Origin of the sequence: Micromonospora sp. M51, from assembly GCF_018070305.1 — a bacterium.
Lineage (GTDB): Bacteria > Actinomycetota > Actinomycetes > Mycobacteriales > Micromonosporaceae > Micromonospora > Micromonospora parva.
The window spans coordinates 1-25453 of the sequence record NZ_JAGPXZ010000012.1; the positions used below are offsets into that span (position 1 = coordinate 1).

22 protein-coding genes, 1 tRNA gene and 1 pseudogene are annotated in these 25453 nt (G+C 70.7%); 11 read left to right on the top strand and 13 right to left on the bottom strand.

Annotated elements, in window-relative coordinates; all coding sequences use genetic code 11:
• The 4 genes from KBX53_RS01600 to KBX53_RS01615 all read right to left on the bottom strand — a co-directional run.
• A partial coding sequence (locus KBX53_RS01600; RefSeq protein WP_210857579.1) for an MBL fold metallo-hydrolase occupies window positions 1-796 on the bottom strand: 796 nt, incomplete at its 3' end.
• A gap of 123 nt (window positions 797-919) precedes the next feature.
• Window positions 920-1381 carry a RidA family protein gene (locus KBX53_RS01605; RefSeq protein ID WP_210857580.1) on the bottom strand — a complete coding sequence of 154 codons (462 nt, stop codon included), beginning with the start codon at window positions 1379-1381 and terminating at the stop codon, window positions 920-922.
• Complete coding sequence (locus KBX53_RS01610) at window positions 1378-1533, bottom strand: DUF4177 domain-containing protein (RefSeq protein WP_007466198.1); 156 nt, start codon at window positions 1531-1533, stop codon at window positions 1378-1380. The genes KBX53_RS01605 and KBX53_RS01610 overlap by 4 nt, the downstream gene beginning before the upstream one ends.
• A 44-nt stretch (window positions 1534-1577) precedes the next feature.
• Window positions 1578-2060: a hypothetical protein gene (locus tag KBX53_RS01615; RefSeq protein ID WP_030328070.1), complete on the bottom strand. Its 483-nt coding sequence runs from the start codon at window positions 2058-2060 to the stop codon at window positions 1578-1580.
• A gap of 355 nt (window positions 2061-2415) precedes the next feature.
• On the opposite strand from KBX53_RS01615, the gene KBX53_RS01620 reads away from it, so the two are divergent.
• Window positions 2416-3123, top strand: coding sequence for a hypothetical protein (locus KBX53_RS01620; RefSeq protein WP_245233497.1), 708 nt, complete (start codon window positions 2416-2418; stop codon window positions 3121-3123).
• A gap of 26 nt (window positions 3124-3149) precedes the next feature.
• Complete coding sequence (locus KBX53_RS01625) at window positions 3150-4475, top strand: ArsA-related P-loop ATPase (protein ID WP_309140691.1); 1326 nt, start codon at window positions 3150-3152, stop codon at window positions 4473-4475.
• Window positions 4476-4481: 6 nt separating this feature from the next.
• On the opposite strand, the gene KBX53_RS01630 is transcribed toward KBX53_RS01625, so the two are convergent.
• The gene (locus KBX53_RS01630) at window positions 4482-4802 is read right to left on the bottom strand and encodes a WhiB family transcriptional regulator (RefSeq protein WP_030328078.1); all 321 of its coding nucleotides are present in this window, start codon (window positions 4800-4802) and stop codon (window positions 4482-4484) included.
• Window positions 4803-5209: 407 nt separating this feature from the next.
• Here KBX53_RS01630 and KBX53_RS01635 point away from each other — a divergent pair, with 407 nt between their 5' ends.
• Window positions 5210-7654 (top strand): transglycosylase domain-containing protein, encoded by a 2445-nt coding sequence (locus KBX53_RS01635; RefSeq protein WP_036410680.1) that lies wholly within the window; start codon window positions 5210-5212, stop codon window positions 7652-7654.
• Window positions 7655-7768: 114 nt separating this feature from the next.
• Here KBX53_RS01635 and KBX53_RS01640 read toward each other — a convergent pair.
• Window positions 7769-8222: pseudogene (locus KBX53_RS01640) on the bottom strand (GatB/YqeY domain-containing protein).
• A gap of 25 nt (window positions 8223-8247) precedes the next feature.
• Between KBX53_RS01640 and KBX53_RS01645 the strand changes: the two are divergent.
• The 4 genes from KBX53_RS01645 (at window position 8248) to KBX53_RS01660 (ending at window position 11625) form a co-directional block, all read left to right on the top strand.
• A complete protein-coding gene (locus tag KBX53_RS01645) occupies window positions 8248-9141 on the top strand; it encodes a metallophosphoesterase (protein WP_030328084.1) in 894 nt (297 codons plus the stop codon).
• Between the two features lie 220 nt (window positions 9142-9361).
• Window positions 9362-9438, top strand: a tRNA-Pro gene (locus KBX53_RS01650).
• 106 nt (window positions 9439-9544) lie between these two features.
• Window positions 9545-10177 carry a SigE family RNA polymerase sigma factor gene (locus tag KBX53_RS01655; protein ID WP_245233498.1) on the top strand — a complete coding sequence of 211 codons (633 nt, stop codon included), beginning with the start codon at window positions 9545-9547 and terminating at the stop codon, window positions 10175-10177.
• Window positions 10174-11625, top strand: a complete 1452-nt coding sequence (locus KBX53_RS01660) for a hypothetical protein (protein WP_030328089.1) — start codon at window positions 10174-10176, stop codon at window positions 11623-11625. Before KBX53_RS01655 ends, KBX53_RS01660 begins: the two co-directional genes overlap by 4 nt.
• Window positions 11626-11731: 106 nt before the next feature.
• Here the strand turns inward: KBX53_RS01660 and KBX53_RS01665 are convergent, their stop codons facing one another.
• Entirely contained in the window at window positions 11732-12625 is an 894-nt protein-coding gene (locus tag KBX53_RS01665) for a hypothetical protein (protein WP_210857581.1), read from the bottom strand.
• Between the two features lie 212 nt (window positions 12626-12837).
• On the opposite strand from KBX53_RS01665, the gene KBX53_RS01670 reads away from it, so the two are divergent.
• On the top strand, window positions 12838-14886 hold the full coding sequence (locus tag KBX53_RS01670; RefSeq protein ID WP_210857582.1) for an FG-GAP-like repeat-containing protein: 2049 nt from the start codon (window positions 12838-12840) through the stop codon (window positions 14884-14886).
• A gap of 147 nt (window positions 14887-15033) precedes the next feature.
• Here the strand turns inward: KBX53_RS01670 and KBX53_RS01675 are convergent, their stop codons facing one another.
• Window positions 15034-15507 (bottom strand): hypothetical protein, encoded by a 474-nt coding sequence (locus KBX53_RS01675; protein ID WP_030328096.1) that lies wholly within the window; start codon window positions 15505-15507, stop codon window positions 15034-15036.
• Window positions 15508-15657: 150 nt separating this feature from the next.
• On the opposite strand from KBX53_RS01675, the gene KBX53_RS01680 reads away from it, so the two are divergent.
• Window positions 15658-16941 carry an MFS transporter gene (locus tag KBX53_RS01680; protein WP_036410686.1) on the top strand — a complete coding sequence of 428 codons (1284 nt, stop codon included), beginning with the start codon at window positions 15658-15660 and terminating at the stop codon, window positions 16939-16941.
• Window positions 16942-17137: 196 nt separating this feature from the next.
• On the opposite strand, the gene KBX53_RS01685 is transcribed toward KBX53_RS01680, so the two are convergent.
• Window positions 17138-18865: a bifunctional UDP-sugar hydrolase/5'-nucleotidase gene (locus tag KBX53_RS01685; RefSeq protein ID WP_210857583.1), complete on the bottom strand. Its 1728-nt coding sequence runs from the start codon at window positions 18863-18865 to the stop codon at window positions 17138-17140.
• A gap of 276 nt (window positions 18866-19141) precedes the next feature.
• On the opposite strand from KBX53_RS01685, the gene KBX53_RS01690 reads away from it, so the two are divergent.
• Complete coding sequence (locus KBX53_RS01690) at window positions 19142-19939, top strand: alpha/beta fold hydrolase (RefSeq protein ID WP_245233499.1); 798 nt, start codon at window positions 19142-19144, stop codon at window positions 19937-19939.
• Between the two features lie 170 nt (window positions 19940-20109).
• Here KBX53_RS01690 and KBX53_RS01695 read toward each other — a convergent pair whose 3' ends face one another.
• Together KBX53_RS01695 and KBX53_RS01700 are read right to left on the bottom strand one after the other, a co-directional pair.
• Window positions 20110-20760 (bottom strand): hypothetical protein, encoded by a 651-nt coding sequence (locus tag KBX53_RS01695; protein ID WP_051708125.1) that lies wholly within the window; start codon window positions 20758-20760, stop codon window positions 20110-20112.
• A gap of 9 nt (window positions 20761-20769) precedes the next feature.
• The gene (locus KBX53_RS01700) at window positions 20770-21549 is read right to left on the bottom strand and encodes a phosphodiesterase (protein WP_030328106.1); all 780 of its coding nucleotides are present in this window, start codon (window positions 21547-21549) and stop codon (window positions 20770-20772) included.
• 228 nt (window positions 21550-21777) lie between these two features.
• Here KBX53_RS01700 and KBX53_RS01705 point away from each other — a divergent pair, with 228 nt between their 5' ends.
• Window positions 21778-23187 carry a sensor domain-containing diguanylate cyclase gene (locus tag KBX53_RS01705; protein WP_210857584.1) on the top strand — a complete coding sequence of 470 codons (1410 nt, stop codon included), beginning with the start codon at window positions 21778-21780 and terminating at the stop codon, window positions 23185-23187.
• Between the two features lie 128 nt (window positions 23188-23315).
• Here the strand turns inward: KBX53_RS01705 and KBX53_RS01710 are convergent, their stop codons facing one another.
• Together KBX53_RS01710 and KBX53_RS01715 are read right to left on the bottom strand one after the other, a co-directional pair.
• The gene (locus KBX53_RS01710) at window positions 23316-24377 is read right to left on the bottom strand and encodes an aspartate-semialdehyde dehydrogenase (RefSeq protein ID WP_210857585.1); all 1062 of its coding nucleotides are present in this window, start codon (window positions 24375-24377) and stop codon (window positions 23316-23318) included.
• A 5-nt stretch (window positions 24378-24382) separates the two neighbouring features.
• A partial coding sequence (locus KBX53_RS01715) for an aspartate kinase (RefSeq protein ID WP_210857586.1) occupies window positions 24383-25453 on the bottom strand: 1071 nt, incomplete at its 5' end.

Consider the following 25453-nt stretch of genomic DNA (forward strand, 5'->3'; position numbering starts at 1 on the left):
CGGTGTCGACGCCCCGATCCTCCAGCTGGGCACGGACCGACCATTCGGCCGCCCACCAGAGCGAGCGGTCCACGTCCGCGTAGACCGCTGCCACCACGTCGGCGGGAGTGTGGGCACCGGCGGCGACCGCCGCCCGGACCTGGTCGAGCCGGGCCCGACGGTGGGCGAGGTAGAAATCGGCGGCGGCGGCGCAGTCGGCCAGCGCCGGGCCGTGTCCGGGCAACGCCGGAATCCCCCGGTACGCGGACAGCAGCTCCAGGCTGGTCAGGTAGTCACCGAGGTGCCCATCCGGGTGGGCGACCACGGTGGTGCCCCGGCCGAGGATGGTGTCGCCGGTGAGCACCACCCGCTCGTCGTCGTGCTCGACCAGGAAGCAGACCGAGTCGGCGGTGTGCCCCGGCGTCGGCAGCGGACGGATGCGCAGACCGAAGTCACCGAAGCTCTCGCCCGGCCCGGTCAGCGGTTCCACGCCGATGGTGTGCGCCGGGTCGACGGCGAGGACGGGCACCGCGCCGAGCAGCTCGCTCAGCCGGGCGGCGCCCTCGGTGTGGTCGGGATGGCCGTGGGTGATCAGGATCAGCCCGACCGGACCGTGCTCGACGATCCGGGTCAGGTGCCCCTCGTCGGCCGGCCCCGGGTCGACCACCGTGGCGTACTCGGCGGCCGGGGCGCGCAGCACCCAGGTGTTGGTGCCGTCGAGGGTCATCGGCCCCGGGTTGGGGGCACGCAGCAGCGAAACCCAGCGGGGCAACTCGTCGGCAAGCGCCGCCACCGCCCCCGTCACGTGCCCGCTCATGGCTGCGATCGTACGACCCCGCCCGCCACACCCCACGATCTTGCACTGGCGGCCCCTGATTCATCCCCGTTCAGGGCTTTCGTCCGAGCAGAAAGTGCAAGATCGCGGGGCGATGGGGACGCGTCAGGCGACCTCGACGATCAGTTCGATCTCCACCGGGGCGTCGAGGGGCAGCTCGGCCACACCTACCGCACTACGCGCGTGGCGGCCGGCCTCCCCGAAGACGGTGCCGAGGAGGTCGGAGGCACCGTTGATCACGGCGGGCTGACCGGTGAAGCCGGGCGCGGAGGCCACGAACCCGGTCACCTTCACCACCTTGACCACGTTTTCCAGGCCGACCAGCGAGTCGACAGCGGCCAGCGCGTTGAGCGCACACCGCTGGGCCAGATCCTTCGCCTGCTCGGCGGAGATCCCGGCGCCGACCTTGCCGGTCCCGAGCAGCTTGCCCTCGGCCATCGGCAACTGGCCGGAAACGTACACGTGCTGCCCGGACTGCACGGCCGGGACGTAGCTGGCCACCGGCGGCACGACCTCGGGCAGTTCGAGGCCGAGCTCGGCGAGCTTCGCGTGCGGACCGTTGCTCACGCCTTCGGCCGCTTCAGGTAGGCGACCAGCTGGTCCGGGTTCGGGCCGGGGACCACGGCGACGAGCTCCCACCCGTCCTCGCCCCAGTTGTCGAGGATCTGCTTGGTCGCGTGGACCAGCAGCGGGACCGTGGAGTATTCCCACTTCTGCATCGCTGAAGGGCTCCCTCTCGGTGCGGAATTGTTCGAGGGACAGCCTACGGTCCGCTGGCGGGACGGGGTACGGGACGCTGCTCCGACGTGGCCGGCAGTTCCCCGCAGCGCCCTTCGTGCTCGTACCCCTGGGGGCAGCGGGACCGGTCCGGCAGCAGCAGGTCGCAGAAGACCCGGTGCCGGTTGTTCTGATCGTCGGCATTGGACACGGTGGTCTCGCCGGCGTCCAGCTCGGGCAGGAACCCCAGGGACACCGCGACCCGTCCGGCCAGCACCGTCGCCGCCGCCAGGTTCGGCACCCGGATCGGCAGATGGATGACGAAGCCCGGCTCGTCGTCGTCGCGGATCCGCTCGACGGGCTGGCTCGGCACGCGGGCCGCCTCCGCCTGCTCCGGCGTCCGGCGGTACGACCGTTCGTTGATCGGCTGGTTGGTGACCTGCCCGCCGGCCTCGGCCACGGTCCCCGGCCGGCGGGGCCGGTCGTTCGTCGGGAAGTGGGTACGAGGAACGTTGTCCGCGTCGCGCATGCACTGCCTCCGGTCGTACCTCTCGGACCATGCTTCCGGCCCGGCCCCATTCGTCCGTTCCGGCCCCCGCACCGGGGACGAAGGTAGGTCTGTGGCCCCAGTCCCGCCAACAGGACGCGCACAAGAGGTCACCAACAGTCACATATGCGACACACCGCAGGTCGGGGGCCCGACACCGGAACCGACCCGGGTACCGCTCACCGGATCGCTGGACCTCCCGGGCAGGCAGGGGCGACACCGAGGGGGTCATCGACCGCTACCCTTCCGGTCGGACGGTCGCGCAGCGCCCGGACGCCCGCTCGATCACGCTCGGCGCCAGGGGTGGCGGCGGGCGCCGCACCCCTGGGGGAAAGACATGACCCACCCGCCCAGCGGCGACCAGGCCGGCCCACCCGTCCACCCGCCGGCGCACCCGGATCAGCCCGGCGCGCCGGGTGTCCCCAGCCAGTCCACCCCCACCCCGCCGCCGGGGCAGCCCAGTCTCCCCGCGCCCCCCGCCCGGGCGGCGCTGCCCGCCGCCCCGGCCTCGGCCGCCGCGCCGACGTCGGGCACCCCGAACCCCTCGCCGATCCCCCCGGCCCCGCCGGCCTACCCGCCCTACCCGGGCACGGCCGAGCCGAAGAAGAAGCGCGGCCTGCTGATCGCGGCCATCGCACTCGTTGTGATCATGGTGCTGTGCGTGGGCGGCGGCGTGGTGGCCTTCCTGACCCTGCGCAATGCCGAGACCGGCGAGGGCGCCAAGGAGCCGGCGGTCGCCGTCGACGAGTTCCTCACCGCGATCTACAAGGACCGCGACGCGACAAAGGCCGCCAGTCGCGTCTGCGCCGCGGCCCGCGACGACGACAAGATCGCCGCGAAGGTCGCCGAGGTGGACAAGTACGCCTCCGCGTACCAGAACCCGCGCTTCCGGTGGACCACCCCGAAGGTGGACAACCAGACCGGGGAACGGGCCACCGTCTCCACCCGGCTCACCATGACCACCGCCGACGAGAAGGTGGCCGACCAGGAACTGCGCTTCACTGTGGTGCAGAAGACGGGTTGGTGGGTCTGCGAGGTCGCGTGACCCCGATGCCTGGATAGGCTCGACGGGTGTGTGCAGCTGAGCGCCCGATCGACCCGGCCGGTGCCGGATGGCCTGCCCGTCTCCACGTGGTGACCGGCAAGGGCGGCACCGGTAAGACCAGCGTGGCGGCGGCGCTGGCCCTCGCGCTCGCTGCCGGGGGTCGGCGCACCCTGCTGGTCGAGGTCGAGGGGCGGCAGGGCATCGCGCAGCTGTTCGGCATCGACCCGCTGCCCTACGAGGAGCGGCACCTCGCCGACGCGCCGGACGGCGGTGAGGTGCGGGCGCTCGCGGTGGACGCCGAGGAGGCGCTGCTCGAGTACCTGGACATGTTCTACAAGCTGGGCGCGGCCGGCCGGGCACTGCGCAAGCTCGGTGCCATCGACTTCGCCACCACCATCGCGCCCGGCCTGCGCGACGTCCTGCTCACCGGCAAGGTGAAGGAGGCCACCACCCGCACCAACGGGCAGCGGCGCGCGTACGACGCCGTGGTGCTGGACGTGAAGCGCACCTTCGACGACGTGGTGTTGCAGCACACCGACCCGGCGAAGGCCGCGGAGATCTTCGCGAACCCGTTCTACCAGGCGATGAGCTCGACCTTCGCCGGCACTCAGGAATACATGGCGATGGAGAAGCTGGGTCAGCTGCACGCCCGGGGCGAATGGGACCTGATCGTGGTGGACACGCCACCGTCCCGTTCGGCACTTGACTTCCTGGACGCGCCGGCCCGACTCTCCCGTTTCCTCGACGGCCGGATGCTGCGACTGCTGCTGGCCCCGGCGCGAAGCGGCGGCCGGAGCATGTTCAGCCTGGTCACCGCCTCGTTCGGGATGTTCTCGAAGGTGGTGCAGAAGGTGCTCGGCGCGCAGCTGCTCACCGACCTGTCCGGCTTCGTGGCGGCGCTGGATTCGATGTTCGGCGGTTTCCGGCAGCGCGCCGAGCAGACGTACCGCATCCTGCAGGCGCGGGAGACGGCCTTTCTCCTGGTCGCGACGCCGGAGCCGGACGCGGTCCGGGAAGCCGCCTACTTCGCGGGCCGGCTGCGCGAGGAGCAGATGCCACTGGCCGGCCTGGTGCTCAACCGGGTGCACCGCCCGGCGGTCCCGGAGCTGGACGCCGAGCAGAGCCGGGTCGCCGCCGAGCGGCTGACCGAGCTGGGTGGGCACGAGGCCACCGCCGACGTGCTGCGGGCGCACGCGGCGCTGGCGCGCCAGGCGGTACGCGAGCAGCAGGTCGCCGCACGCTTCACCGAGGCGTTCCCGGCCGTGCCGGCGGTTTCGGTTACGGCGCAGCCCGCCGACGTGCACGACGTCGACGGGCTACGGACGATCGGCGCGGCGATCAGCCGGCCGTGACCGGCGTCAGTTGGCCGCGCTGACGAGAATCTTGTCCTTGCCGGCCTTGTCCTTGCTGTTCTTCTTCATCGCGGCCTCGAACATCTTGCGCCAGCTCGTCACCTGCGGGTGACGACGCAGCAGCGCCCGCCGTTCGCGTTCGGTCATGCCGCCCCACACACCGAACTCGATCCGGTTGTCCAGCGCGTCGGCCAGGCACTCGTACCGAACTGGGCAGCTCCGGCAGATCCGCTTCGCCACGTTCTGTTCGGCGCCCTGTACGAACAACGCGTCCGGGTCCCCGTTCTGACATGCCGCCAGTGACGGCCAGTCAGTGATCATGCCCATGTGTACACGTCCCCCCTTGCAGTACCTACCGACCTCGTCGATGCACGTCAGCCGGCAATTCCCCCCGATCGCCCGGCCCGCCTTCCCCAAGGCGGCGCGGACGACATGTGGCGCTGTCGCCGCCCCCATCATGCTCTGTAGTCGACCGATTACGCAACGTTGTCGACGAAATCCATCATTCCGGACACTCCCGGCTTCCCGGGCCTTCGACCGCCGGTTACCCCGCCGAGGTCAGCGATAACGCTGCGCCGCCTCACTGAATCGGAGGAGACTCACGCCAGGTCACACGCAACCAAGCACCGGGGGTCGTGCGTTTAGCACAACGAGGGCAGCGCGCGCAGGAAATGGGGAAAGAACGCCCCAGCGCCCCTCGTTCCCTACTCGCGTACCCTGTCGAGGTGACCTGGATGCGGAAACGTGACCACAATGTGCTGACCAACGCCGCATCGCTACTCGTGTGTGGCCTGCTGGCCGGCGTGGTGGTCGCCGCGGCGGCCTTCCCCGCGGTAGCGATGTCCGGCCTGGCCGCGAAGGCCGGCGCCGAGACATTCGGTGCCCTGCCCACGGAGCTGACGGTGGCCCGCGCGCCACAGATCAGCTACCTGATGGCCTCGGACGGCAAGACCCCGCTCGCGACGATGTACGACGAGAACCGGCGGGACGTGAAGCTCCCAGACATCTCGCCGGCAATGCAGAAGGCCATCATCGCGGCCGAGGACCACGACTTCTACAAGCACAACGGCGTCGACATCAACGGTGTCGCCCGCGCGTTCGTGAACAACCAGAGCGAGGGCGCCGGTCGGCAGGGCGCATCGACGCTGACCATGCAGTACGTCCGGCTGGCCATCGCCTACTCGGCCACCCACCCGGCGGACGTCGTCGCGGCGACCGAGGACACCAGCGCCCGCAAGCTCCGCGAGATGCGGCTGGCTCTCCAGGTCGACAAGGAATTCTCCAAGGACGAGATCCTCACCCGCTACCTCAACCTCGCCTCGTTCGGCAACGGCGCGTACGGCATCTACGCCGCCAGCCAGGTCTACTTCGGCAAGCCGCCGAGCAAGCTGAAGATCGAGGAAGCGGCCCTGCTGGCCGGCATGGTCAAGGCGCCGACGACGAACGACCCGACCACCGAGGCCGGCTACCCGCTCGCACTGGAGCGGCGTAACTACGTCATCCAGAACATGGTCGACATCAAGGCCATCACCCAGCAGGAGGCGGACGCCGCCAAGGCGACCAAGCTGGTCGTGAAGGACAAGCGCACCCCGAACGGCTGCGTCGCCGCCAACGTCAACGAGTGGGGCTTCTTCTGCGACTACTTCTACCGCTGGTGGATGGATCAGGAGACGTTCGGCTCGACCACGTACGACCGGGAGCGTCGGCTCAAGAGCGGCGGCTACACCGTCGTGACCTCGCTCGACGTCCAGGCGCAGCGCGGTGCGGACAAGGCCGTCCGTAAGGCCAAGAGCGTGAACAGCAAGGAAGCGGCAATGGTCGCGGTGGTCGAGCCGGGCAGCGGCCGGGTGCGGGCCCTCGCGGTCAACCGGCAGTTCAAGCTCGACGACCCGAAGAACCCGAAGAACAAGCTCTCCAGCGACCCGGCCAAAAGCAGGAAGGGCATCCGGGGCAACTACCCGGCGACAGTGAACCCGCTGCTCACCGGCGGCAACGGCATCACCGGTTACCAGGCCGGCTCGACCTTCAAGATCTTCAGCATCCTGGCCGCGCTGGAGAAGGGCATTCCGCTCAGCTACACGATCAACGCGCCCCAGCAGTTCAAGTCGGAATACATCATCGACAGCAGCAGCCCGGCCGCCTGCAAGGGCACCCACTTCTACTGCCCGACCAACTCCGGCCTGAAGGCCGGCGGCGTGCAGAACATGTGGAGCGCCTTCAGCGCGTCGATCAACACGTACTTCGTCCCGCTGCAACAGCAGGTCGGCGCGGAGAACGTGGTCGACGCCGCCCGGCGGGCCGGCATCCAGTTCCGGGCGAGCAACGACGCCAAGTTCGCCGCGACCAAGGATGCCGCCCACCAGTGGGGCGCGTTCACCCTCGGTGTCTCCTCCACCACGCCGCTCGACCTGGCCAACGCGTACGCCACCCTCGCGGCGGACGGGAAGTACTGCGAGCCGATCCCGGTGCAGGAAATCCGCGACCCGGAGGGCAACAAGCTGGACATCGCCAACCCTCGCTGCGAGAAGCGGTTCAGCACCGAGGTGGCCCGGGCCGCCGTGGACGCCGCCCGCTGTCCGGTCGGTGACAATTCCAGCACCAGCAAGTGCGGTGGCAGCCGTACGGCCCGCGTGGTGAAGGGCATCGTCGACGCGCCAGTGGCCGGCAAGTCCGGCACCACTGACTCGGAGAAGACGGCCGCCCTGGTCGCCATGACCAAGCAGTACTCGGTGGCCGGCATCATGGCCGACCCGGACTGGCCGCAGACGAACGTCAAGATGAAGCACGCCGAGAAGGACGGCATCAACCCACCGGTGTACGAGACCCTGCGCGATGCCATGAAGGGCAAGGACCGGGTCCAGTTCACACCACCCGGCCAGAAGATCTCCGAGGGTGACCAGCGCAGCATCCCCGACGTGAAGTGCGTGTCGGTGGAGCAGGCGAAGTCCCGGCTCAAGGGCGCCGGCTTCGAGCCGGTCGTCTCCAGCGCCAAGGTGCCGTCCTCCTGCAAGGCGGGCGACGCGGCCGGCACCAGCCCGGACGGACGCACGATCAAGGGTGGTGTGGTCACCATCCAGGTCAGCAGCGGCGGCGGCACGCCGGGCAACACCGACGGCACTCCGGGCAACCCGCCCGGCAACCAGCCAGGTAGACCCGGCAACGGCCGCCCCAACGGCTGAGCCGACGGGTAGGACACGACGGGCGGGCACCCTCCTCGGGTGCCCGCCCGTTTCGTCTGCCCGGACCAGCTGGCGGCCACGACCACAGTCGTGCCGCGCCACCGACCCGGTGAGTCAGAGACCGAGCTGTCGGCGTACCTCGGCGGCCACCCGGCCACCCTCGGCCTGGCCCGCCACAGCGGCCTGGGCCGCCTTCATCGCCGGGCCCATCTGGGCCTTGCCGGTGAAGCCGCCCGCGGCGAGCGCCCCCGACACCAGCTCGGTCAACTCGGCGTCCGAGAGCTGCTTGGGCAGGTAGCGGTCCAACACCTCGCCCTCGGCGCTCTCCTTCGCGGCCTGCTCGGCGCGGCCGGCGTCGGCGAAGGCGGTGGCCGCCTCCCGACGCTTCTTGGCTTCCTTGGTCAACACCGCGAGCACCTCGTCATCGGTGAGCTCGCTTGGCCTTGCCGGCGACCTCGGCGGTGCCGACGGCGGCCAGGGCCATCCGCAGCGTGGAGGTGGTCAGCTCGTCGCGCGCCTTGAGCGCGGAACGCATGTCGGCGGTGAGGCGGTCCTTCAGCGTGCTCATGGACGGTCAAACTACCCTGAACGCCATGCGAAAGCGCACACTATTCCGGCTCGCCGCCGGAACCGCCACGATCGGCGCGGCCACCCTCGCGTACGCGTCGCTCATCGAGCGCAACATGTTCACACTGCGGCGGTACGACGTGCCGGTGCTCCCGACCGACGCGGAGCCGCTACGTGTGCTGCACCTGTCGGACCTGCACATGATGCCCGACCAGGCGCGCAAGCAGCGCTGGGTGGCGTCGCTGGCCGCCCTCGACCCCGACCTGGTGGTGGTGACCGGCGACAACATGGCGCACCCGGGCGCGGTGCCCGGGGTGCTACGGGCCCTGCAACCGCTGCTGGACTACCCGGGCGCGTTCGTGTTCGGCTCCAACGACTACACCGGGCCGGTGTTGAAGAATCCCTTCACCTACTTCCTGCCCGACCGGGAGTACACCGAGGGCGTGGAGCTTCCCTACGAGGAGCTGCGTCAGGTCTTCACCGGCGCCGGCTGGGCGGACCTGAACAACGCGCGGACGAGCCTCAAGGCCGGCGGCCGGGAGCTGGACCTCGTCGGCGTCGACGACCCCCACATCGACCGGGACGACTACCCGTCCGTGTCGGGCCGGGTGGCGTCCTCCGCCGACCTGTCCATCGCCGTGACGCACTCCCCCGAGCCACGGGTGCTCGACCAGATGGCGGCGGACGGATTCGGCCTCCTGCTGGCCGGGCACACCCACGGTGGTCAGGTGTGCGTACCGGGCTTCGGGGCCCTGGTGACCAACTGCGGCCTGCCGCGCTCGATGGCGCAAGGGCTGCACCGGTGGCCCGGCTCGGACTCCTGGCTGCACGTCTCCGCCGGTCTCGGCACCCACCCGACCGCCCCGGTCCGCTTCGCCTGCCCCCCGGAGGCCAGCATCCTCACCCTCATCCCCCGCTGACCCCTCTCGCGCCACCCGTCGCGGCGAGACCAGGCAGCTGTCGTTGATCGACTCGGGTTCCTGAAAGTTGGGGTGTCCTGGTCACGTCGACAGCCCGGCTTCCTGGAACCCGAGTCGATCAACGAACCAGCCCGGCCGGCGATCGCGCTGACGGGTCCGGTCGGCGGGGGTACCGAGTTTGACCATCGGGGCGGGTGGGCTACTATTTGTCGGCACGCCTCGGGGTGTGGCGCAGCTTGGTAGCGCGCTTCGTTCGGGACGAAGAGGTCGTCGGTTCGAATCCGGCCACCCCGACCAGAGGTAAGAGGGCACATCCGATCACGGATGTGCCCTCTGGCGTTTGTTGACCATGCACGGCCCAGCGCTGTGGCGATGCTGCCCAGCTGCGGCCATCCGGGGCACGTTGAACGCGCCCGCTGCCGCCTTCAACCTTTTGACCCTCGGCGGGGTCGTGACAGGTAACCAATCGAGGCGGGGGCTTATGGCAGCTGACGACGAGCATTTCCGAGAGTTCGTCGACACGCGCTACATGGATCTCTTGCGCGTGGCGTACCACCTCACCGGGTCGGCACAGGATGCGGAGGATCTGGTGCAGGCGGCGCTGGTGAAGGTGATGCGTCGGTGGCGGCGGGTCGAAGATCCGATGGCCTACCTGCGGCGCGTCATGATCAATCAGCACATCAGTAGTTGGCGCCGCTACCGGGTGCACGAGTTGGTGACGGCGATTCTGCCGGAGCGGTCCACCCGGGACATGACGGATGCGGTGGCGGAGCGGCACGCCCTGTACGCGGCGATGCGGGCACTGACGCCGCGCACCCGGGCCGTGATCGTGCTGCGGTACGTGGTCGATCTGCCGGAGGCGGAGGTCGCCGCCACCCTGGGCTGCTCGGTCGGGTCAGTCAAGAGCCGTGCGTCGAGGGGCCTGGCTCGCCTGCGGCTGGCACTGGCAGCGGACGCGCCGCCGTCGACACCGGCATCAACGGCAGCTCAGCCGGCACCGGACGGCACAACGAGGATGACGGGGGCAACGCCATGACTGTCGACGAGGAGCTGGGCCGGGCCCTGGCCGAGCTGAGCAGCACGCTGACCCCGCAGCCGGATCCGTACGGTCGAGTCCTGGCGCGTTATCGACGGAGGCGGCAGCGACGCCTCGGCGGGCTGGCCCTGGCCCTCGTGGTCTCGGTGGGTGGCACAGCCTTCGCCGTGGCCGGCCCGGCCCGGACCACGCAGCCACCACCAGCGAACTCGAACGAGTCCATCGCACCCGTACTGGCCTGGTCGGACAAACTGCTTCAGTCGCCGCCACGCGGTGCGGTCGCCCGGGACACCAGCTATGTCCGCCAGCTTTCCGACCTTTTGTTGGACGCCCAGCGCCGAGGAGACTTTCCCAACCTGACGGTGCCGGTCAACGCGGTGAAGGTCCTCTTCATCGACGACGTCAACGACCAACGGATCGCGCTCGCCGCCTTCGTCCGTGCCCAGCCCGATCCGGTCACCGGCTGGCCCAGCGCCGCAGTGTGGCTCGTCGCCGAGAAGGGCGCCAGCGCCGAGAAGCTGGCCAGCACCGGCTCTGTTCGGGGTACGAGCGACGCTCTGGAACCCTACGAGAGCCTTGCCGTGGACGACCCGTCCGGTCCGGGAAAGGCGATACACGTGGCGATCGCACCCGCCGGCTGCGCCTTCCTCACCTCACCGGTGCTCAACGGCAACGCGTTCCAGTGGGCCTCGGAGCCGACCGGTTCCTACCTGATCCGCACGCCGCAGACCCAGCGACCCGAGTGGTGGCGGGTCAACTGCGGCGCGGTGACGCGCAAGATAACTCCCGGGCCGGGCTCACTGGCGGCCAAGCCGATCACCGACGCCCAGCTCGCGACCGCGATGTCCCGGGTACGGGGAGATGTCACGGCGCAGCGGGCCCGAGAGCTGGTGTACCAGTCGGCCCAGTCGGCGGGCTACCGCCTGACCGCCCTGCCGAGCGTGGTGTGGGGCGGGCACGTTGCCGGCATCCCGACCGGCGGATCACCAACCGCCGGCGAGCCGTCGGTGACGAACGGCCAGGTGACCGTCCTGGCTGCTCCCGCAGTCGACGGCAGCTGGGTCGGCGAGGTGACGATCGAGCCCGATCAACCACGGTCCGACAGCGTCATCAGCACCGGCACCTCGTTCACCGTGCCGACGGATCCGACCGATCCCGCAAGCGTGCTGGCCGTGCCGATCGACGGCGACGCGGCCGGTGGCGGGGACCAGCAGTTCCTGCTGGTGGTGACCCCGGTTGCGGCCACCACTGTGCGCGTCCTACGGGACGGGCAAGAGGTGGCGAGGGCCCCGGCCAGCGGCTCCGGGGCGGCGTTGACAGTGCCCCGACCCACCGCGGGTCTCGTGGTGACGGCGCTCGACGGCTCCGGCAGGACACTCGCCAGCGCGCAGGTGTCTGACGAGGGTGCGCAGGGGACACCGGAGACGGATGCCTGGAACCAGGAATGACCGCGAGGAAGTGGCCCGGTCCGAACGACCGGGCCACCTCCGGGTACGCCGTCAGTCCGTCTTCCGCTTCACGTGAGGCAGGTCTGCGCCGGGTACGGAAGCCTGGTCACTCGACCACGATCCTGGTGCGTCGGCATCGGGCAAGCCCCACGACAGTGGCGCCAACGACGAGCAGCAGCAGGCCACCAACAGTCAGAGCGGTCACCGGGGTGCCGGTCACCGGAAGCCCCCCACCGGATTCGCTGCCCCCACCGGCACCGCCGCCGGGGGAAGAGGTGCCGGTTGGCTGGACCGTGCCATCACCATCCGGGGACTGTCGCGTGGGCGTGGGCGTAGTCGTGGGTTGGGCGGCCGACGGGCTCGGAGTCGGTGTCGCTCCAGCCGTCACGGTGACGTCGAGCGACTGGTCCTCATACGGGTGGTCACCGGACCAGACCCACTGGGTGATGGGCACGGTCGGGGTGATCTTCCAGCTGCCATCCCTGTTGCGGCCCACATTGCGGTAGGACGTGTTCGCGGGCATGTAGTAAAGGCCGACCGGGTAGGTCCCCGCCTTGGCCGTCGGCGGTGCCGTGACCCGGAATGGGTTGCTGGCCCCCCACGTCTCGGACGTCTGCCCGGGGGTGATCACCTCGGGGAGGTAGCAGAGCAGCTCGACGTCTCCGGTGCACGTCGCGCCCGTCGGGCCCGTCAGCGTCAACGGCGATTTGCCATAGGTCTGGATGGTCACGAAGGCCCCCTCGGCGTCGTAGTTGCCGAGGACGCTGAGGGGCACCGGAAGCTCTGCGGATTGCCCCGGAGCCAAGGTGATGTCGGCAATCTGGGGTGCCGACATGAACGTCCGGTACTCGACGTCGGCTCTGGCCGGGGCTGCGACAGCTAGCGGAACGCACATGGCCATAAGGGAGGCCAGACCGAACCGTGCCACCGCTGTACTTCGTTGCATGAACTGTTCCTTCGCGGTGCCTGAAGGGCGATGACCGTACAGGGAGGTGAGCAAGACCTACGAAAGCTAGCGAACGACCAGCAACCTCGTTGTCCCACAAGCCGGAATCTGGATCAGTTCAACCAAACGAACGATGTCCCTCCCGGCTTTTCCCCCGGTCCGGGCCACGTTCGTTGAGCTGTCCGCCGTCCGTCCCCGCGTGACGATCCCGAATGTGCCAGCGCTGTACGAGCGGCTGCCCGTACAAGCCCTCGGGGGATCTGGAGATGCGTATGTTGTCGCAACTGCGGTTGCTGAATCGTGGCGTGCTGGCCTTACTGACGGCCCTCCTGGTGTTGGTTGCGTCCGGTACACCGGCGTTCGCGGCGGCCCTGCCGCCACCCGCTCCGGTCAGCGCGAAACTGGTGTCCGAGACCCAGGTCGAGGTGAGCTGGCCGGCGGTGGCGGGCGCCAGCAGCTACGAGGTACGGCGTGGGACCGTCTCGGGTGGCCCGTACACGACGGTGGGTACCGTCACCGGAACGTCGTACCTGGACGGAACCGTCGCCGCCGAGACCACGTACTACTACGTGGTGCGGTCCCGATCCGGCAAGCGGGCGTCGGGTGACTCGTCCGAGGTGTCGGTGCAGACCTCGCTGGCGAAGCCCGTTAACGTGCGGGCGACCGCGGCGGAGACGAGCATGACCCTGCGGTGGAAGGCCGTGGCCGGCACCGCGCGGTACGAGATCGTCCGCCTGAGTAACGATGCCCCGGTGGAGACGGTGGTCGGCACCACGACGTCAACCGAGTACGTGGACACCGGCCTCACTGTCGCCACCCGCTACGTCTACTGGATCCGGGCGGTCGCCACGGGCGGCGCCACTGCCACGTCCGACGCCGTGCGGGTCTACACCGGACCTGCCACCACGACGACTGTCACTGTGTCGCCGGGCTCGGTGGAGCAGGGACAGCGGATCCTGCTCATCGCGAACGTGCGGTACGCCGACGGTCGGATCCCTGGCGGTGAGGTCGCGTTCATGTCCGCCGCCGGAGCTGTCGCGTTCGCCACTGTCAACGGCACCGACGGCACGGCGATCGCCATGGTCAACGGCGCCGGCTGGACTCCGACCTCGGTCTACGCCCAGTTCCAGGGCTACGACTGGCCGGCGGCCGGGGCGAGCGTGTCCGGCGACGCGGTGCCAGTGGTCACCCAGCCCTACGGCGCGGTGGCCTTCAACGGCCCCTCATGGCTGAAGCTCGGTTCCTGGGAGGAGGCGGTCGCCGCCGGCGACCTGACCGGCGATGGCCTCTCCGACGTGGTGATCACGACGACCGAGTACTCCGACGACGCCAACGACCATTCCGCTTTCCTGTTCGTGCAGGAGGCGGACAACCAGCTCGTGATGAAGCAGCAGGTGGCGATGTCCACCTCCAGCGGCGGCAGTATGTATCCGGTGATCGGCGACCTGGACGGTGACGGCGCGAACGAGCTGGTCGTCGCCACCGGCGACGGTGTCGACGTGTTCCGCCGTACCGGATCGGGGCTCTCGGCGGCGGAGCACCTGTCGTTCGGCGACGACCTCATCGACCTCAGGCTCCGCGACCTCGATGGTGACGGCCGGACGGACATCGTCGCGGTGAGCGACAACGGCGTCCTGGTGCGGTACGGCGACGACAACGGCAGCTTCGCGCCCGCCGCTCTCGTCTCTGCGCACCGCGGCTTCGTCCTGGACGTGGTCGACATGACCGGGGACGGCCGGGCGGACCTGGTGGTGCAGCTCGGGCAGCTGATCCAGATCAGCGCCCAGGTGCAGCCCCGGTCGTTCGCGGCCCCCGTGGGATATCAGGCGCCCGCCGGGCATCAGCAGACGGTGGCTTCCATGGCGGTCGGCGACGTGACCGGCGACGGCAGGAAGGACGTCGTCGTCACCGTGTCCGGCAACGCGCCGAACGCCCAGGTGCAGGTGCTCACGCACGACAGCGCCGGTGTGCTCGGACGGTGGATCCGCTACCCGGTGTACGAGATGCCGGACGCCATCGCGATCGCGGACGTCAACAACGACGGTCGGGACGACGTCGCCATCACCCACGGCGGTTGGAGCGCGGCGAGTGTCCTGTTGCAGCGGCCGGACGGCTGGCTGGGCAACGAGTTCCGGGTCTCCCAGTTGCCGCCCGCCAGTTCCTTCACCCCGCGTGGCCTCGCGGTGGCCGACATCAACAACGACGGCCTGAAGGACCTGCTGATGGCCAACTACAACTACGGTCTGGTGGTCGTACCGCAGCGGCCCGCAGCCACGTCGGCGGCGTCACCGAAGGTCCAGGTGGGTCGGGCCTGAGCGACGGTGGCGACGGGCCCGCTTCCCGGGCCCGGGCGGGCTTTGCCTGCAACCACCAGTGAGCACGAGGAACGGCCCGGTCGCTTCGACCGGGCCGTTTCCTCGTACGCAGCGAGTTCGGCGCCTTCTCAGCGGCGTTCGCGCCTGTCAGTCCTGTCGTTCGGTGCGTTCGATCTCCGCGAACGCGGCGGCCAGGTAGTCGCCCAACGGCACGCTGGTCGTCGCCAACAGGTCGGCCACCAGCAGCGGGGCATGCCGGGCCAGCGCCGACGCGTCAGGCGGCGCCTCGTCGCCGTCGGGGTCGTACACCCCGAGCGCGCCGGCCAGCAGGACGAGCACCACGTGCGGGTCGACATCGGAACGCCACCGCGTCGACTGCTGCACGCAGCGGGTCAACACCTGGCGGATGTCGTCGCCGGTCAACCCGTCCGGATGGCTCTCCTCCAGCAGCAGTCGGACCACCGCGCCGAGCACCAGCCCGGACCGCTCGTCCGCGGCGAGACCGCCGACTGCCTCGTCGTACGCCTGACCGTCGCGTGCCTGGGCGGCGGCGACGGCCGTCGTGGCGGTGACCGCGATGGCGCGGGCGGTAGCGGGCAGGTGTCGCCAGGTGCCGGTCATCGGGTCAGCATCGCAGACCCGGCGGACAACGCCGGACCGCCGTCAGCCGAGTGGATCATCGTGGGATTGGTCACCCGGCGGCCTGCGGCCAGCGGGGCGACGTCCAAAAGTGTTCGCGCGGTGTCGCACCCGGCGAACAGAATGCCGGACATGCTGCGTCGTGCCCTACCCCGCCGTTTCGAAGCTCGCCGACTCCTGATCGGCACCCTGTTGTCGGCGATCGGGCGCGGTCTGACCCTGCCGTTCCTGTTCATCTACTTCACCGACGTACGCGGACTCACCGACACCCGGGCGGGCCTGGTGATCGGCTGGTACGGCGCGGTCACCCTGGCGCTGTCACCGCTGGGCGGGACGCTCATCGACCGATTCGGCGCCCGCCGGGTGGTGGTGCCCTGCCTGCTGATCGAGGCCATCGGCACCGGCTCGCTGGCGCTGGTGAACTCGACCGGCTCGGCGGTGCTGGTGATGACGGTGATCGCCGTCGGCAGCTCGGCGATCTGGTCCGGGCAGAACACGATCCTCGCCTCGTTGACCGGAGACGACGAACGGCAACGGGTCTTCGGGCTGAACTTCGCCCTGCTCAACCTCGGTATCGGCATTGGTGGCATGACGTCCGGCGCGATCGTCGACACCGCCCGGCCAGGCACGTTCCAGATCATCTACGTGCTCGACGCGGTGAGTTACCTGATGCCGGCGCTGATCCTGCTGACCCTGCCGGGCGTCGGTCACCGACTCGTCCGCCCCAGGACCGGCGGCGAGCCGTCCGCCGGTGGCTACCTGACAGTGCTCCGCGACCGCCCGTTCCGCCGACTGGTGATCTTCGGTCTCATCCTCACCACCTGCGGGTACGCCCAGATCGAGGTGGGCTTCGCCGCGTACGCCGTGCGGGTCGTCGAGGTGACGCCCCAGGTGGTCGCCTGGGCGCTCGCGGCCAACACGGTAATGATCGTGCTGGCCCAGCTCCTGGTGCTCCGCCGGATCGAGGGGCGTAGCCGTACCGGTGCACTCGCCGTGGTCGGGGCGGTGTTCGCCGGCGCCTGGTTGGTCCTCGGTGCCGGCGGCCTGGTCAGCGCCGAAAACGCCGTCTTTGCCGCGCTGTGCGTGGTGGCCTGCTCGGCGATCTTCGGCTTTGGCGAGACGATGCTGTCGCCGGTGATGCCCGCGCTGACGAACGCGCTGGCCACCGACGAGCTGCGCGGCCGGTACAACGCCATGAGTTCAATGATCTTCGGGATCAGCGGCGTGATCGGACCGGTGACCGCCGGCCCGCTCCTCGGCGCCGCCCACGGCAGCGTCTGGGTGGCGACAGTGGTCGGCGGTTGCCTGATCGCCTCGCTGGTCGCCCTCTCCCTGCGCCGACTGCTCACCGCCGAGCAGGACGGCGTAGCGACGAGCGCCCCGACGTCCCGCACCGCCGCGCCCACCCCCGCCTGACGTGCTCGATCCTGGATGTAGTGGCCTCGATGCGTGTCAATGCCACTACCTCCATGTTCGAGCGCGATCTTGCAGCAGGCGGCGGGCGCGCGGCGGGCGGCGAGCGGCGGGCGCGGGCTGATGCGGGGCGGCGGGCTTTGGAACGGGTCGGGCCCCGGAGCTGGTGCTCCGGGGCCCGATCTCGCGGGGTCGGCCGTCAGGCGGCGGGGACCTCAGCGGTGGTGCGGATCCGGTCCAGCGTCGGTGCGGAGACCGGCGACTGGGCGGTCAGGTAGTCCACGAACGCGTCCAGGTCGATCTGGCCGGTGACCAGGTTCGTCCCGGCGGTGAGGGCGCTGAACCCGTCGCCGCCGCCAGCCAGGAAGTTGTTCACCGTCACCCGGTAGGTGGCGGCGGTGTCGACGGCGGTGCCGCCGAGGGTGAGGCTGCCCCGGACGACGCGGGTGCCGGCGCACGGGTCGGCGGTGGGGGCGGTAGTGCCGTTGAGGTCGACCACGTAGCCCACGGTGGAGGACGGGTACAAGATCCGGCCGGTGACGAACTGCTGCTCCAGTACGCAGTAGAGCTGCGCACCGGTCAGGTCCAGCGTCACCAGGTTGTTGGCGAACGGCTGCACCGTGAACGCCTCCTCGTAGGTGACCGGGCCGGCGTCGAGGTCGGCCCGGACCCCGCCCGGGTTCATGAAGGCAGCGACGGCGTTCTGCTCGTCGTCGGTGGCAGCAAGCTGCGCGTCGGCGATCAGGTTGCCCAGTGGCGATTCACCGCACGAGGCTGGCACCTGCGGCGAGCAGGTGGCGAGCAGATTCTCCTGGGTCTTGGTGATCGCGGTCGTGGTCTCGCCGACCTGGCGGTCGGCGACCGGGCCGAGCACGGTCTTGTACCGCTCGATCAGCGCGGTCTGCTTCCGGTCCGGGTCGACGTCCCGGCTGACCACCACGTTGTTCGCGCTGGCGGAGACCACGTCACCGCTGTGCCGGTCGATCTTGAGGTCGATGTCGGTGACCAGGCGACCGAACGAGCTGGCGCTGGTGACCAGCTTGCCGTTGATGTCGCAGTTGTACGCCTGGTGGGTGTGCCCGCTGACCACCACGTCGATCGACGGGTCCATCCGGTTGGTGATGTCCACGATGGGGCCGGTCATGCCGACGCAGTCGTTGATCCCGCCGGTCGCCGCCTGGGTGCCACCCTCGTGCAGCAGCACGACGATCGCCTCCACGCCCTTGCGGCGCAGCTCGCGAGCGTACCGGTTGGCGGTGTCCGCCTCGTCGGCGAAGCTGAGACCGGCGACGCCCTGCTGGCTGACGATCTGCGGGGTGCCCTCCAGGGTCATGCCGATGAAGCCGACCTTGACGCCCTGCACCTTGTGAATCGCGTACGGGGCCATCAGCGGCTTGCCGGTGGCGGTCGTGAAGGCGTTCGCGGACAGGTACTGGAAGTCGGCCCCCCGGTACGGGGTGCCGTCGACGCAGCCGTCCACCGGGTGGCAGCCGCCGTTCTGGATCCGCAGCAGCTCGGCGGCGCCCTCGTCGAACTCGTGGTTGCCGACGCTGGCGGAGTCCAGCCCGGCCATGCTCAGCGCCTCGATGGTCGGCTCGTCGTGGAACGCGGCCGAGAGCAGCGGGGACGCGCCGATCAGGTCACCGGCGGCGACCGTGATGGTGTTCTTCTTCTTGGCTGCGGCGCGCAGCTCGGCCAGGTGGGTGGCCAGGAACTCGACGCCACCCGCGGTCTGCCCGGCGATGGTGCCGCTGGACCCGCTCGGCGGTTCGAGGTTGCCGTGGAAGTCGTTGAGGGCCAGCAGGGTGACGTCGACCGGCTTCGGCCGCGCGTCGGCTTGCTCAGGGCTGGTGGCGACCGCGCCGAAAGCGGCCACCGCGAGCGCGGTCAGGCCGACAGCGGCCCGGCGCATCCCGGGTATGAACATGGATCTCCTCGTGAGAATCGGCGCGGACGGTGCCCGGCCTCTGGGTCGACCGGGCCGCCGACGGACGCCGTCGGAAGGGTCGCGGTTGGGCGGCGGTTGAGCATGGCCCCCGCCCCGACAGCCTCTCATCCGTACGCCGACCGGTCGAGCCGGGCAGCACATCGGAGCAGCGCGTACGCCGGGACCAGAATCGATCACCGTTTACCGCGGTCTGCCCGACAGTGTCGGAGCCAGGGTCTAGAAAGGACGGGACAGTCATCGCGGGCAGGAGGCATCGTGAGCGGAACGACACCGGTGGCGGAGCAGGTGCGATCGGCCGACGGCACGCCCATCGCGTTCGAGCGGTCCGGTGCCGGGCCGGCGCTCATCCTGGTCGGCGGCGCGTTCGCCGATCGCCAGGCGACCCGTGACCTGGCCGCCGCGTTGGCGACGGATTTCACCGCCTTCGGCTATGACCGTCGGGGTCGCGGCTACAGCGGCGACACCGCACCGTACGAGGTCGGTCGTGAGATCGACGACCTGGCCGCCGTGATCGCCGCGGCAGGTGGTTCCGCCGCCCTCTACGGCATCTCCTCCGGTGCCGTCCTGGCCGCCCTCGCCACCGCACAGGGCCTGCCGGTGACCAGGCTGGTGCTGTTCGAGCCACCGTTTCAGGTTGGTTCGCACGTGGGCGTCAGCAAGGACATCACCCCGCAGCTCATCGAGCTGATCGCCGCCGACGACCGGGACGGCGCGGTGACGACCTTCCTCAGCGCCTCGGTGGGGCTGCCGGCCGAGCAGATCACCGCGATGCGGTCGCAGCCGATGTGGGCGGGGCTGACGGCGCTCGCGCACACCCTGGTGTACGACGCGATCGTCACCGCCGGAGGGCGACTCCCCGCCGAACGGCTGGCGGCCATCACCGCGCCGACCCTCGCCCTGGACAGCACTGGCAGTCCAGAGTGGTTGCGGGACGCGAGTCGGGCGGCGGCCGAGGCAGTGCCGGGCGGCCGGTCGGTGAGCCTCGACGGCGGCTACCACGACGTGCCGCCGGCGACGTTGGCCCCGGTGCTGCGCGAGTTCCTGCTCGGCTGACGACACCGGCGCGCCGCCCGACCAGCGCACCGCCGACCAGCACACCGGCGACCAGCGCACCGGCGGGCCAGCGCACCGCCGACCAGCGCACCGGTGGGCCAGCGCACCGACGGCCACCGCACCGACGGGACATGACTGGCGGGCCACCTGGCCGGCGCGAGCCCGGCGGGTCAGCCGTCGATCAGTGCCTCGTCGACCAGTGCCGTCACGGCGTCCGGTGGCCAGGTGCCCGCGACGCCGGGGCGGGCCGACAGGTAGGTGGCGATCCGCTCGGCCGGCCAGCCGTGCGACTCGCGTAGCCCTTTGGCGATCATGCCGAGGTAGATCGGCGCGGGTGGCCGGCACCGCGCGGCAGACGCCCTCTCGGGGGCGGTGAAGGTGAGCAGCGGAACGCCGTCGCGGTGGCCCGGGCAGACGAGCGTTTCGTACCGGCCCGGGCCGAGGGTCGCCCGTCCGTTGGCGACGGCGGCGGCAATGGCCGCGCCGGTCGCCGGAATCAGGTCGGTCGGGTCGCCCGGCGGGCGGTACATCTCCTGCGCGGCGATGTCGGTGAACTGCTCCAGGGTGACCAGGTAGGCGCGGGCGGCGGCCTCGCCCGGTAGGTGCGGGTCGTAGAAGGCCATTCCGCCGGTCCAGGCACCCGACTCGCCGGCGAAGTAGATGCCGCCGGGCAGCGACACGGCCGCCGACCGGCTCGGTGGGCGCCGGTCGCGGCAGCCGGGGTACGTCCGCTTTCCGCCGGGTGGGCAGCCACCACCGATGTACCAGCCCAACCGGGCGGCGTGCATGTTCGAGCCGTACGAGACGTACCAGACCAGCACGACGACGCCTCAGAAGCCGCAGGTCTGCCCGGCGGAGTGGCTCACCGGCACGGTGTGGGTCACGCAGCCGCCGGCCTGAACGGAGTGCAGCAGGAAGGCGGTGGGCTCGTGGACCCAACCGATCTGCTCGTCGGCGCTCATGGTGAGCGTGCTCTGCTTCCAGGTGCTGGGTGCCACGGTGAGGACCGTGCCCGCGTACGCCGTGGTGACCGGGCGGTGCAGGTGGCCGGCGGCGACCCGTACGACGTGCCGGTGCCGGCCGATCACCTCGGCGAGCGCGTCACCGTCGGCGAGCCGGATGGCGTCCGCCACCGGGATGCCGACAGCGACGGGTGGGTGGTGCAGGAAGATCAGTGCCGGCGCCTCGGGTCGCCCGGCCAGCACCCCGTCGAGCCAGCCGAGCTGTTCCTCGCCGAGTTGGCCACCGTCGCTGCCGGGGACGAGCGAGTCGAGCACCACGACGGTCGCCGCCTCGTGGTCGACGTGGTAGTAGGCCGAGAAGCCGCCGCCGAGCCACTGAGTGCCGCCGAACGCGTCGAGCAGGGACTCCCGGTCGTCATGGTTGCCGGCGGCCAGGTGCACCGGCAGCGGGAACCGGCCGATGACCTCGCGCAGCGCCGCGTACTCGTCGGGCTGGCCGTGGTCGACCAGGTCGCCGCTGATCACCACGCAGTCCGGGCGGGGTCGTATCGCCAGCACCCGGCCGAGCGCTCGGTGCAACCCGGCGGCCGGTTCGGCGGCGAGCAGGCCGGTGGTCAGGTGCGGATCACTGAGCTGGGCGATGAGCATGGGCTCGCCTCCTCGGCGCCGGATGCCTCACGCTATCGCCGGACGCGGCATCCCGGGAACCGGGTTACCGGGATGCCGGAGCTGCGGCGGCGGGAGTCCACAGGCTGCGTCCACAGCCTGTGGATAGCACGTGTGTACGAAGACGGATTGGTCCCCGCCGCCGTGAGTACGCTTGATCGAGCGGCTCGGCGTCAGCCGGGCCCCTCCCCTACCTGGAACGACGTGCGAGTGGATCATCAGCGAGTCATCCGTGACGTCACCGTCCGCCTGCCGATGGCGTCGAGCACGCCGGAGGCGTGTCGATGGACGGTCACCGCGCTGTCCCGCCACACCCCGGCGACCATCTCCGTGCTGCTCGCGGTCCACGACCGCCTGCGCTGCGTCGCCGCGACCGGGGCCTGGCAGGTCTTCGCCACCGTGCCGGCGCGCACCGGCATCGTCGGCCGGGTGTACGCGCCGGGCGGTCCCGCCGTCGTCCCGGACGTCAGCGTCGACCCGGACTACCTACCGGTGCGCCCCGACGTGACGGCCGAGCTGTGCGTACCGGTGCTGGACCCGACGGGCCGGGCGATCGGCGTGCTCGACCTGCAGTGGAGTGAGCCGACCGACCTGGAGCCGTGGCGGGGGACCGCGCAGCGGCTGGCCGACGGGCTCGGCGCGCGGATCGCCGCCCTCGGCGGCCCACCGGCGGAGAGCCGCAGCGAGACGTTGCTCCGGCACGCCGCCGCGCTCTCCTCCGCCCCGACCGAGGGGGAGGTGATGGGGGCGGCGGCCCGCGCCGCCCGGGAGGTCTCCACGCTCTCCACAGCGCTGCTGCTGATCGGCGGTCAGCTCGGCCCGTCCCCGGCGACGCCGAGCGATCTGGAGACCCGGATCCGCGCCGAGTTGGCCGGGGCGGGTCCGGTTGCCCTGGACCGGATGGTCGACCGAGCTCACCGGTACGGCGCCGGGTACACGCTGGGCGAGGCCGGGCACCCGCCGACCGAGGACTACCGCCCTCTGACCCGAGCGGGGGTACGCACGCTGGTCGCCGTGCCGGTCGGGCCGGCGGATGCCGGTGGGGTGTTGCTGGTCGCCGACGAACGCGCGCTGCGCCCGGACCCGACCACCGTCAGCCTGATGGAGTTGCTCGCCGGGCAGGCCTGGACGAGCGTGGACCGGCTGCGCACGCTGGCCCGGTTGCGCGAGCAGGCCAGCTCCGACCCGCTGACCGGGTTGCGGCACACCGGCCCGTTCGGGCAGCGGATCGCGGCGGCCACCCCCGGCCGTACGGCCCTGCTGGCGATCGACGTGGACGGCTTCAAGACCGTGAACGACACGTACGGCCACCAGGCCGGCGACCGGGTGCTGGTCGGGTTGGCCCGGGCGTTGGAGGCGGCGTTGCGGCACGGCGACGAGTTGTACCGGATCGGCGGCGACGAGTTCGTTGCGGTGATCGAGGTGAGCCGCCCGGAGGAGGCGGTCCGGATCGCCGAACGGCTGACCGAGGCCGCCCGACGGATCGGCCGCACGATCAGCGTGGGTGTCGCAGTACCCCGCCCCGGCGAAGCCCCCGAACGCACCCTGAGAAGAGCCGACCAGGCCCTCTACGCGGTGAAACGCCAGGGCCGAGACGGCGTACACCTCTCAGCAGCCTGACCCCCCGCGGCCCGCAGCCGTCGATCTTGCGCTTTCGGTAGGCGTTTTGCCGCTCTTACCCCTTGTGTCGGCACCGAAAGTGCAAGATCGCCGCAGTCGGGGAAGGGCAGGGCCGGGAAGGGCCGGGGTTAGGGGGTGTGGAGTTCCTTGGCCAGGAGCTCGGCGATCTGGGCGGTGTTGAGGGCCGCGCCTTTGCGGAGGTTGTCGCCGGTGACGAAGAAGTCGAGGGCGCGCGGGTCGTCCAGAGCGCGGCGGATCCGCCCGACCCAGGACGGGTCGGTGCCGACGGCGTCGATCGGCATCGGGAACTCCCCGGCTGCGGGGTCGTCGACCAGGATCACCCCGGGAGCGTTGCGCAGCGCCTCGCGGGCGCCCTCGGCGTCCACCTCGCTGGCGAAGACCGCGTGCACGGCCACCGAGTGCGCGGTGACCACCGGCACCCGGACGCAGGTGGCGGAGACCTTGAGGTCGGGCAGGCCGAGGATCTTCCGCGACTCGTTGCGGATCTTCACCTCTTCCGACGACCAGCCGCTGTCCGCCGGGGAGCCGGCCCAGGGGACCACGTTGAGCGCCATGGGTGCCGGGAACGGACCCAGGTCGTCACCGACCGCCTGGCGTACGTCGCCGGTGCGCGAACCGAGCGTCCGGTCGCCGGCGACCTTGGTGAGCTGGTCGTGCAGGATGTCGACGCCGGACTGACCGGCGCCGGAGACCGCCTGGTAGGAGGCGAGCACCAGCTCTCGCAGGCCGTACTCGCGGTGCAGTGGCGCGACCGCGACGATCATCGCGAGGGTCGTGCAGTTGGCGTTGGCGATGATGCCCCGGGGCCGGTTGCGGACCTGCTCGGGGTTGATCTCGGGAACGACGAGCGGGACGTCACGGTCCATGCGGAACGCGCCGGAGTTGTCGACGGCGATCGCGCCCCGGGCGACGGCGATCGGCGCCCACTCGGCGGAGACCTCGTCGGGCACGTCGAACATGGCCACGTCGACACCGTCGAACGCCTCGGGGGTCAGCGCCTGGACGACGAGTTCCTCACCCCGACAGCGCACCCGACGCCCGACGGAGCGCTCGGAGGCGAGCAGGCGGATCTCACCCCAGACGTTGCGCCGCCCGGTGAGCAGCTCACACATCACGGTGCCGACGGCACCTGTCGCTCCGACCACGGCGAGGGTGGGCAGCGCCGTCATCGGCGCTACCTACCCGTCCCCGCGTAGACCACGGCTTCGGTGTCGCCGCCCAGCTCGAACGCGTCGTGGATGGCGCGGACGGCGGCGTCGAGGTCGGTGTCCCGGCAGACGACGGAGACCCGGATCTCGGAGGTGGAGATCATTTCGATGTTGACTCCGGCCGCGCCGAGCGCGGCGAAGAAGCCGGCTGCCACACCGGGGTGCGAGCGCATGCCGGCGCCGATCAGCGAGACCTTGCCGACGTGGTCGTCGTAGAGCAGGCCCTTGAACTTGACCGGCTCCTGGATCTTGCTGAGCGCCGCCATCGCGGTGGGCCCGTCGGCCTTGGGCAGGGTGAACGAGATGTCCGTCCGGCCGGTGCCCTCGGTGGAGACGTTCTGCACGATCATGTCGATGTTGATCTCGGCACCGGCGACGGTGTCGAAGATCCGCGCGGCGGCACCGGGCTCGTCGGGCACCCCGACGATCGTGATCTTGGCCTCGCTGCGGTCGTGTGCGACCCCGGTGATCAGTGCCTGCTCCACGGAAAGGTCCTCCATCGATCCGGTGACCATCGTGCCGGTGTTGGTCGAGTATGACGAACGGACGTGGATCGGCAACCCCGCCCGGCGGGCGTACTCCACGCTACGCAGGTGCAGCACCTTCGCGCCGCAGGCGGCCAGCTCCAGCATCTCCTCGTAGGTGATGTCCTTGATGTGCCGGGCGTTGGGCACGATCCGCGGGTCGGCGGTGAAGACGCCGTCCACGTCGGTGTAGATCTCGCAGACGTCGGCGTGCAGGGCGGCGGCGAGCGCCACCGCTGTGGTGTCCGAACCACCACGGCCCAGCGTGGTGACGTCCTTGGTGTCCTGCGAGACGCCCTGGAAGCCGGCCACGATGACCACCGACCCCTCGTCGAGCGCGCCCTTGAGCCGCCCGGGGGTGACGTCGATGATCCGGGCGCGGCCGTGCACCGAGGTGGTGATCACGCCGGCCTGCGAACCGGTGAACGAGCGGGCTTCGTACCCCAGGTTGTGGATGGCCATGGCCAGCAGGGCCATGGAGATCCGCTCCCCGGCGGTGAGCAGCATGTCCAG

What these genes read in the sequence shown, in the direction of transcription:
- KBX53_RS01610 (WP_007466198.1), bottom strand. Translation starts at nt 1,533, where the DNA reads ATGCAGAAGTGGGAATACTCCACGGTCCCGCTGCTGGTCCACGCGACC.
- KBX53_RS01710 (WP_210857585.1), bottom strand. Translation starts at nt 24,377, where the DNA reads ATGACGGCGCTGCCCACCCTCGCCGTGGTCGGAGCGACAGGTGCCGTC.
- KBX53_RS01635 (WP_036410680.1), top strand. Translation starts at nt 5,210, where the DNA reads ATGCGGAAACGTGACCACAATGTGCTGACCAACGCCGCATCGCTACTC.
- KBX53_RS01660 (WP_030328089.1), top strand. Translation starts at nt 10,174, where the DNA reads ATGACTGTCGACGAGGAGCTGGGCCGGGCCCTGGCCGAGCTGAGCAGC.
- KBX53_RS01670 (WP_210857582.1), top strand. Translation starts at nt 12,838, where the DNA reads ATGCGTATGTTGTCGCAACTGCGGTTGCTGAATCGTGGCGTGCTGGCC.
- KBX53_RS01630 (WP_030328078.1), bottom strand. Translation starts at nt 4,802, where the DNA reads ATGGGCATGATCACTGACTGGCCGTCACTGGCGGCATGTCAGAACGGG.
- KBX53_RS01620 (WP_245233497.1), top strand. Translation starts at nt 2,416, where the DNA reads ATGACCCACCCGCCCAGCGGCGACCAGGCCGGCCCACCCGTCCACCCG.
- KBX53_RS01680 (WP_036410686.1), top strand. Translation starts at nt 15,658, where the DNA reads ATGCTGCGTCGTGCCCTACCCCGCCGTTTCGAAGCTCGCCGACTCCTG.
- KBX53_RS01675 (WP_030328096.1), bottom strand. Translation starts at nt 15,507, where the DNA reads ATGACCGGCACCTGGCGACACCTGCCCGCTACCGCCCGCGCCATCGCG.
- KBX53_RS01615 (WP_030328070.1), bottom strand. Translation starts at nt 2,060, where the DNA reads ATGCGCGACGCGGACAACGTTCCTCGTACCCACTTCCCGACGAACGAC.
- KBX53_RS01700 (WP_030328106.1), bottom strand. Translation starts at nt 21,549, where the DNA reads ATGCTCATCGCCCAGCTCAGTGATCCGCACCTGACCACCGGCCTGCTC.
- KBX53_RS01685 (WP_210857583.1), bottom strand. Translation starts at nt 18,865, where the DNA reads ATGTTCATACCCGGGATGCGCCGGGCCGCTGTCGGCCTGACCGCGCTC.
- KBX53_RS01645 (WP_030328084.1), top strand. Translation starts at nt 8,248, where the DNA reads ATGCGAAAGCGCACACTATTCCGGCTCGCCGCCGGAACCGCCACGATC.